Below are 7,805 nucleotides of genomic sequence, written 5' to 3' on the forward strand. Positions count from 1 at the left end.
AAAATCATGCGTGTGGGAATCCCCGCGATTCAGGTTTTTGGCGGGACGCTTTAGAATTCGACGCCGATCTGCGCCTTGATCCCGGCGCGGAAGGGATGCTTGATCAGCTCCATCTCGGTCACCAGGTCGGCGGCTTCGATTAGTTCCTCCCGGGCATTGCGCCCGGTGAGGACCACATGGGTCATCGGTGGTTTCTCAGCACGCAGGAAGGCCACCACCTCGGCGACGTCGATGTAATCATAGCGCAGGGCGATATTGATTTCGTCGAGCAGCACCATCCGGTTGCCGGGATCGCGGATCAGCTCCTTGGCCTTGGCCCAGGCGGCCTGGGCCATTTCGGTGTCGCGGTCACGGTCTTGGGTTTCCCAGGTGAAGCCTTCGCCCATGGTGTAGAACTGGCATTTGTCAGCAAAGGTCGACAGGATCAGATCGCGTTCGCCGGTGGACATGCCGCCCTTGATGAACTGCACCACGGCGCAGGGCAGATCATGGGCGATGCAGCGAAAGATCATTCCGAAGGCGGCGGTGGATTTGCCCTTGCCCTTGCCGGTGTGGACGATGATCAGGCCCTTTTGGTCGGTCTTGGTCGCCATGATCTTGTCACGGGCGACTTTCTTTTTGGCCATTTTGCTGGCGTGGCGGGCGCTGTCTTCGGTCATTGATCCATCTCCTGTCGCGGAGGCGGAGTGTCGGGGATCAGGCGGCGCGGCGCAAGGGGGGGACGGTGCCGGAGGATGCGACGCCAAGGGCCGCCCCCCTGCGGGAGCGGCCCAGGATCATGGCATTTGGATTATTCTGCCGGAATCGCGGCCCTGGTCTTGGCGGCAGAGAAATGCTGGCGATTGAGGCGCAGCAGCAGCCAGACCATCAGCATTTGCGACGCCAGGGCGATGGCGGTGATGGCCCAATAAGCGGTGTCGAACTTGTCGATCACCTGATTGGCGACCAGGCCCTTGTTGATGAAGAACTGCAGCAACACCGACAGCGCCACACCGGGGCAAATCAGGGCGTAGGACACGGGCGAGGTTTTGGGCCCGGTGACGAATTCGCGGAAGTAGCCCTGTTGACGCAGCACCGCCAGACCGAAGAGCAGGAACAGGACCTGCACCGCCAGCGCCTTGGCCAGGAACATCAACGTGGCGGCGTCGCTGGTGTGATCGCCGAAGGCGGCGCCCAGCCCATGATCCTGCCGCAGCACCAGAATGCCGAGCACGGTCATCAGCGGCACGATGATCAAAAGAGTCGGGGCGGCTTCTTTGGCGACGCCATGTTCCAGCATCGAGGTGATGGCGGTGATCAGGGCTATGGTTGCGTAAAGGACCGCGCCAACCGCGAAGAAGGTGGAGAGCACCAGCGCGGTGGCAACCGTCGTCGGGTTTGAGGACATCGCCGCCGGGGCGGAGAGGCCAACGCCGACCATGGCCAGCGCAAAGGCCGGGAGGATCTGACCAAAACTGTTGTGCTGGCTGAGGTCAAAGGCCCCGGGTGTCGACAGGATTCGGGCCAGGTAACGACCGATATCGCGCAGCGCCAGCAGGCCGGTCAGGACAAAGGCGACCATCGCGGCGGGAAACAGGTATTCGACCAGGCTCCAGAGATTGGGCACGAAGACCATCCCGACGATGAACAGCGCATTGATCGACATGGCGATCGCCAAAGGCCGGGCCAGCAGTCCCGCCTCACCGTTCGAGCTGCGGAGCTTTGCGTATTTGTCGGTCTTCTGGAACCGGGCCAGTGCGGTGAGGTTCCAGAACAGCGATTTGAGGTTGAGAAAGACAAAGACCGCGATCCCCAGCACGGCGAGGGCGATGGCAAATTGCAGGGCGGGATTGCCCTGGCCAAAGGCGGCGGCGATGTCTTCGAATACGGGTACGGTGCGGCCCGGATGCGGCACCCAGAACATCAGATACATGAAGAAGGAGACGGCGAGACCGCCGGCGCCGACGGAGGCGAGGAAATAGAGCGGTGAATAATTGTCTGCAGGGCGGGTTGATGGCTGTGACATGGGAACCTCGGGTTTCATATTCAGGTTGGCGAATGTTATACATTCATAAATGGGAATATGAAACGGACAGGGTGTCGCAGGTGAACGCGGCCTTGTTAACCAAATGGAAAGGCGGGCGGCGGAGCATTGCCGGATGCGTCTATCTATTGCCTCGGTTCTCGGGCTTTGCTTGACCCTGCTGGCGGGCTGCAATGGCCCGTCACCGCATTTCGCGGGCATCGCGGCGACCGAGGTAACGTTGGGCGCGACCCGCTTTGAGGTGCGGCGGCGCGGGACCCTGGCCGAGGCGATCCGCCTCACGCCGCAATATGCGCCCCGTCTGGGTCCGCTTGCCGGGATGGCGCAATTGGCGATTGAACAGGCCAGCGGCTGTGCCGTGGTCCGGCTGGCGGGCGATGCGGCGGTGACGGTCGCGCGGCTCGACTGTGGCGGGGCGGTGCCGCGGGGTGTTGGCGTGGGCGCGCCGGATTGCCATCTGGTCACCGGGATGCCGGGGGCGCGGCATGGCCCGGATGACGCGGAATTCGACTGTGTTGTGCAATAAGCGCCCCTGCACCTTGGCGGCGGTTGTGACCATGCGATAGGTTGCGGACAAACGACGCAGGGATGGGAACGGGATGCAGGTTGAGGCGGTGATCTTTGACATCGGGAATGTGCTGATCGAATGGCACCCCGAACGGTTTTATGATGCGGAGATTGGCCGCGCCGCCCGCGAACGGCTGTTCGCCGAGGTCGATCTGCACGCGATGAACGACCGCGTCGACATCGGCGGCGATTTTCGCCAGACCATCTATGCCGCCGCCGAGGCGAATCCGGCGCACCGGCCCGAGATCCGGATGTGGCATGACCGCTGGCTGGAACTGGCGCGCCCGGAGATTCCGCATTCGGTGCGTCTGCTCAGGGCGCTGCGGGCCAAGGGCGTGCCGGTGTTCGCGCTGACCAATTTCGGCATAGGCAGTTTCGAACTGGCGCGCAGCGCCTATTCGTTCCTCGATGAATTCGACCGGCGCTATATCTCGGGGCATATGCGGGTGATCAAGCCCAACCCGGAGATCTATGCGATGGTCGAGGCGGATTGCGGTATCGCGCCGGGGGCGCTGCTGTTTGCCGATGATCGCGCCGACAATATTGCCGAGGCGCAGGCGCGGGGCTGGCAGGGGCATCTGTTTGATGGCCCGCAAGGCTGGGCCGACCGGCTGATCGCCGCCGGACTGCTGAACGCGGGAGAGGCCGCATGAGCGCGCCGGTCATCGGATTTGCCGAAGGCGAGGCGGCGCTGGACTGGTTGCGCCTGACCGAGGCGCTGGCCGCCGGGCATCAACGGCCCCGGGCCGAGATTGCCGATACCTTTCTTTATCGCGGCAAGGACACGCTGTTGACCCGCTCGGCCTGGATTGACGGGCTGGGGCTGGCGGTGAAAAGCGCGACGATCTTTCCTGGCAATCCGGCGCGGGGACAGGCGATGGTGAACGGCCGGGTCAGCCTGTATTCCGATGAGACTGGCTTTCTGTCGGCGATTGTCGATTTTCATCTGGTGACCAAGTGGAAGACCGCCGGGGACAGCCTGCTGGCGGCGCGGCGGCTGGCCCGCCCGGACAGCCGACGAATCCTGATCGTCGGCGCCGGCACCGTGGCGCGATCCCTGCGCGAGGCCTATGGCGCGGCGTTTCCGGGGGCCGAGTTCCAATGCTGGAATCGCAGCCCCGAGGCGGCGGCGGCGCTGGCGGCGGCCTATCCTGCCACCACCGCCGTCCGCGATCTGGCCGCTGCGGTGGCGGACGCCGATATCGTCACCTCAGCCACTATGGCGCATGAGCCGGTGATCCGGGGAGAGTGGCTGTCGCCGGGCACCCATGTCGATCTGATCGGCGCCTATCGCCCGGATATGCGCGAGGCCGATGACTGCGTTCTGCAGCGCGGCCGACTCTTTGTAGACAGTTTCGACACCACCCTGGATCATATCGGTGAGCTGAAGATGCCGTTGGCGAATGGGGCGATCACCCGCAGCGATGTGCTGGCGGATTATTATGATCTCGCCGGATTTCAGCGCCGGAACGCCGCCGAGATTACGGTGTTCAAGAACGGCGGCGGGGCCCATCTGGACCTGATGACCGCCATGCATATTCTGGAGGCTTGGTCACAGACATGACCTGGGCAGCACTTATCTTTGGCCTGCTGGTGGCGGGGTTCCTGGCCCCCTTCCTGATTGAGCTGCGCCGCCCAAAGGTGGACAAGGCGGCGCGCGCCGCATCGAATGGCAAGCTGGCGCGGCTGTCGCAGGGGATCACTCATTTCCGCTGGCATAGCGGCAAGGCGCGCGGGCCGGTGGCGATCTGTGTGCATGGGCTGACCACGCCGTCGTTCGTCTGGGACGGGGTGGCGGATGAGCTGGAGATCCTGGGCTATCGGGTGCTGTCCTATGATCTGTTCGGGCGCGGTCTGTCGGACCGGCCCGCCGCACCACAGAATCGCGATTTCTTTGTTCGTCAGCTCGAGGAGCTGATCAAGCATGAGGGGATCAAAGAGGATATCACCCTGATCGGCTATTCGATGGGCGGTTCTATAGCCACCTGTTACGCGGCGAAGAACCCGCACATGCTGCGTCGTCTGGTGCTGATCGCGCCCGCCGGGATGGGGCTGAGTCGCTCGGCGCTGGACCGGTTCATGATCGGCGCGCCGCTGATCGGCGACTGGCTGTTCCGGGTGGTGTTTCCTGGCCGCCACCGCCGCGCCGCGCGCCGGTTGCAGCGGGACCACGGGGTATCGGAGGCGATCACCAATGCCCAGGCGGCGCAGGTGGAATATCGTGGTTACCTGCCGGCGGTACTGTCCTCCTACCGGCGGATATTGTCAGAAACGCTGGAGGCCGAGCATCGCGAGATCGCCCATGCCGGAATTCCGGTGACCGGGATCTGGGCGACCGCTGATCAGACGATTCCCCTGGCCAATATGGGGCGGCTGACCGCCTGGAATCGCGAGGCGGTGCAGACCCAGATTCTTGGCGCGACGCATTGGTTGCCGATCACCCATCCGCGCGAGGTGGTGCGCGCCTTTCGCGATGCGGTGCACCGCTAGCCGGGCGGTTTCGGGCGGCGATCATCCCTATGCGGGCAGCGGCGCCCGGTGTTCGCGGACCGGCAGATGCACGATCGCCGAAAACGCGCCGACCCCGACGCCGATCCACCAGACCATGGTGTAATCGCCATAGATGTCATACATCCGCCCGCCCAGCCAAACCCCGAGGAAGCCGCCGATCTGGTGGCTCAGGAACACGATCCCGTACAGCGTTCCCATATAGCGGATGCCGTAGATATGCGCGATCAGCCCGCTGGTTAGCGGCACCGTGGCCAACCACAACGCGCCCATAAGCACCGAAAAGATCAGCACCGTGGCCGGGGTGATCGGCGTCAGAATGAACACCGACGCGACGATGGTGCGCAGGGTGTAGATGCCCGCCAGCAGGTATTTCTTGGTGTAGTGTTTGCCCAGCCAGCCCGCGAACAAGGTGCCGCAGATATTGGCCAGACCGATCAGAGAAATCGAAACCGCGCCCAGCGCCGAGGTGCTGGTGATGCCGACGCTGTGCAGGATGCCACCCGGCAGGATCGGGCCGCACATCTCGGTCACGAAGGCAGGGAAATGCGCGGTGATGAAGGCAAGTTGATAGCCGCAGGAGAAAAACCCGAGAAAAATCAACGCAAACGACGGATCGCGCCCGGCCCGTTTGAGGACGCCACCCAGGCTTTCGGCAAGCTCGGCCTTGCTGGCCGGGGCGGCGGGCGAACGCATGAACGGCAGAAACACCAACACCCCGAGGATCATCGCGGCAAAGACCAGGAACACCTGTTGCCAGGGCATGGTGGTCAATAGCCATTCGGCCAGCGGCGCGCCGAACACCTGCCCGGCGGATCCGGCGGCGGTGGCGATGGCCAGCGACATCGAGCGGTTTTCCGGCGACGAGGCACGCCCGACCACGGCCAGGATCACCCCGAAGCCGGTCCCGGCAATGCCGAACCCGACCAGGATTTCCAGCATCTGATGCGCCTCGGGCGTCACCGCAACCGAGCTGAGCACCAGGCCGATCGCATAGATCACCGCGCCGAGGATGATCGCCGCCCGGTCGCCGAGCTTTTCAGCGAAAGCCCCGAACAGCGGCTGGCCGATTCCCCAGGCCAGGTTCTGCAGTGCAATGGCGAGGCTGAATTCCGCCCGCAGCCAGCCGAATTCCGAAGCGATGGGGATTTGAAACACCCCGAACGAGGCGCGGATCGAGAAGTTCACCAGGATGATCAGACAGCCGACGATCAGGACCGATGTGAACAGAGGGGTGCGGGTTTGCATCGGCATCTCCTTGGCGATCCGGCGACCTTAAGATGTTTGCCGGGGACGTCAATTCAGCCTATGATCCGGTCCGGATCACCGCTGCTTGCGGAATGCCACTTTTCATTGCCATTGGCGCAGGTTATCCCGCGCCCATGACGACATTGAGAGCCCTGTTTCAGGCCCGCCTTGGCGATGGGACCCTGCATGCCGACCCGGCACAGCAGGCGGTCCTGCCTGAGTTCGACCGAATCCATGCCGGGCTGACTGCGCCGGTCAAACGCGGGTTGTTCGCCCGCCGCCCGCCGGACCCGCCGCGCGGCCTTTACCTCTGGGGCGGGGTCGGGCGTGGCAAATCGATGCTGATGGATCTGTTTGTCGAAAGCCTGGGCGATGTGCCGGTGCGCCGGGTGCATTTCCATGCCTTCATGCAAGAGGTCCACGATGGCATGCATCGGGCGCGTCAGGCCAAGGCCGATGATGCGCTGGCCCCGGTGGTGGCCGAGATCGCCGGTCAGCTGCGGCTGCTGGCCTTTGACGAGATGCAGATCAGCGACATTGCCGATGCGATGATCGTCGGACGTTTGTTCGAAGGGCTGATGGCGGCGGGGGTGGTGATTGTCACCACCTCGAACCGACATCCGGACGATCTCTATAAGCACGGTCTGCAACGCGAACGCTTTCTGCCGTTCATCGAATTGATCAAATCGCGCCTGTCGGTGCATGAGTTGGCCAGCCCGCGCGACTACCGGCAGGACCGGCTGTCCGGTGGGCAGGTCTATTTCACCCCCGCCGACAGCAAGGCACGGGCGGCCATCGAAACGATCTGGGCGGATCTGACCGGTGGCAGCGCCGAGCCGCTGCTGTTGAAGGTGAAGGGGCGCGAGGTGGAAATCCCCGCCTTTCGCAACGGCATCGCGCGGGCCGGGTTTCATGACCTCTGCGGGCAGATGCTGGGCGCGGCGGATTTTCTGGCGCTGGCCAATGCGACCCGGGTGCTGGTGCTGGAGGGTATTCCGCTATTGGGGCGCTCGAATTTCAACGAGGCCAAGCGCTTTGTCACCCTGATCGACGCGCTTTACGAGGCCCGGGTGCGGTTGATCTGTTCCGCCGCCGATTGGCCCGAATCGCTCTATGTCGAGGGCGAGGGGGTGTTTGAGTTCGAACGCACCGCCAGCCGTCTGCGCGAGATGATGGCCGAGGATTGGGCCGCGGACTAACCGCTGGAAAAAGACAAAAAAAGGGGGCCGTTTACCGGCCCCCAGATGTTATATGCCCGCAAGTTACTTGCCCGCCACCTGTAAACATTTTGACCGGGGGAAAACGTCCGGCTGTTGACTGAGAAAGGCCTGTCCGTGGTGGCTGGATTGCCTGTGCTGCTAGAAGCACACTAGGCAGCGGACTCATAAAACTCGATCCACAGCCGAATGGATGCAAGTTTGATCATCGACAAGAAGTTGCGTGATGTCTTCTCATATCG

Annotated in this window: 8 protein-coding genes; 5 read left to right on the plus strand and 3 right to left on the minus strand. The window is 63.5% G+C overall.

Features of this window, described 5'->3' with window-relative positions; translation table 11 throughout:
- Positions 1-50: 50 nt before the first annotated feature.
- Together cobO and P1U48_RS17975 are read right to left on the minus strand one after the other, a co-directional pair.
- A complete protein-coding gene (gene cobO / locus P1U48_RS17970) occupies positions 51-659 on the minus strand; it encodes a cob(I)yrinic acid a,c-diamide adenosyltransferase (protein ID WP_301070685.1) in 609 nt (202 codons plus the stop codon).
- A 131-nt stretch (positions 660-790) separates the two neighbouring features.
- Entirely contained in the window at positions 791-2,005 is a 1,215-nt protein-coding gene (locus P1U48_RS17975) for a hypothetical protein (protein ID WP_301070687.1), read from the minus strand.
- Positions 2,006-2,138: 133 nt separating this feature from the next.
- Here P1U48_RS17975 and P1U48_RS17980 point away from each other — a divergent pair, with 133 nt between their 5' ends.
- From P1U48_RS17980 to P1U48_RS17995, 4 genes are all read left to right on the plus strand, one after another.
- Positions 2,139-2,549 carry a hypothetical protein gene (locus P1U48_RS17980; protein WP_301070688.1) on the plus strand — a complete coding sequence of 137 codons (411 nt, stop codon included), beginning with the start codon at positions 2,139-2,141 and terminating at the stop codon, positions 2,547-2,549.
- A 73-nt stretch (positions 2,550-2,622) separates the two neighbouring features.
- A complete protein-coding gene (locus P1U48_RS17985; RefSeq protein ID WP_301070690.1) occupies positions 2,623-3,243 on the plus strand; it encodes an HAD family phosphatase in 621 nt (206 codons plus the stop codon).
- Positions 3,240-4,154 (plus strand): ornithine cyclodeaminase, encoded by a 915-nt coding sequence (locus P1U48_RS17990; protein WP_301070692.1) that lies wholly within the window; start codon positions 3,240-3,242, stop codon positions 4,152-4,154. The genes P1U48_RS17985 and P1U48_RS17990 overlap by 4 nt, the downstream gene beginning before the upstream one ends.
- Positions 4,151-5,080 carry an alpha/beta hydrolase gene (locus tag P1U48_RS17995; RefSeq protein ID WP_301070694.1) on the plus strand — a complete coding sequence of 310 codons (930 nt, stop codon included), beginning with the start codon at positions 4,151-4,153 and terminating at the stop codon, positions 5,078-5,080. The genes P1U48_RS17990 and P1U48_RS17995 overlap by 4 nt, the downstream gene beginning before the upstream one ends.
- Before the next feature lie 27 nt (positions 5,081-5,107).
- Here P1U48_RS17995 and P1U48_RS18000 read toward each other — a convergent pair whose 3' ends face one another.
- Complete coding sequence (locus tag P1U48_RS18000; protein ID WP_301070696.1) at positions 5,108-6,346, minus strand: MFS transporter; 1,239 nt, start codon at positions 6,344-6,346, stop codon at positions 5,108-5,110.
- Positions 6,347-6,480: 134 nt separating this feature from the next.
- Here P1U48_RS18000 and zapE point away from each other — a divergent pair, with 134 nt between their 5' ends.
- Positions 6,481-7,545, plus strand: coding sequence for a cell division protein ZapE (gene zapE / locus P1U48_RS18005; protein WP_301070698.1), 1,065 nt, complete (start codon positions 6,481-6,483; stop codon positions 7,543-7,545).
- The last annotated feature ends 260 nt before the right edge of the window (positions 7,546-7,805 follow it).

It is taken from the genome of Pseudooceanicola sp. (assembly GCF_029213205.1).
In the GTDB taxonomy this organism is placed as follows: domain Bacteria; phylum Pseudomonadota; class Alphaproteobacteria; order Rhodobacterales; family Rhodobacteraceae; genus Pseudooceanicola.

Coding starts and splice junctions, on each gene's coding strand:
- cobO (WP_301070685.1), bottom strand. CDS start 659: ATGACCGAAGACAGCGCCCGCCACGCCAGCAAAATGGCCAAAAAGAAA.
- P1U48_RS17975 (WP_301070687.1), bottom strand. CDS start 2,005: ATGTCACAGCCATCAACCCGCCCTGCAGACAATTATTCACCGCTCTAT.
- P1U48_RS17980 (WP_301070688.1), top strand. CDS start 2,139: ATGCGTCTATCTATTGCCTCGGTTCTCGGGCTTTGCTTGACCCTGCTG.
- P1U48_RS17985 (WP_301070690.1), top strand. CDS start 2,623: ATGCAGGTTGAGGCGGTGATCTTTGACATCGGGAATGTGCTGATCGAA.
- P1U48_RS17990 (WP_301070692.1), top strand. CDS start 3,240: ATGAGCGCGCCGGTCATCGGATTTGCCGAAGGCGAGGCGGCGCTGGAC.
- P1U48_RS17995 (WP_301070694.1), top strand. CDS start 4,151: ATGACCTGGGCAGCACTTATCTTTGGCCTGCTGGTGGCGGGGTTCCTG.
- P1U48_RS18000 (WP_301070696.1), bottom strand. CDS start 6,346: ATGCAAACCCGCACCCCTCTGTTCACATCGGTCCTGATCGTCGGCTGT.
- zapE (WP_301070698.1), top strand. CDS start 6,481: ATGACGACATTGAGAGCCCTGTTTCAGGCCCGCCTTGGCGATGGGACC.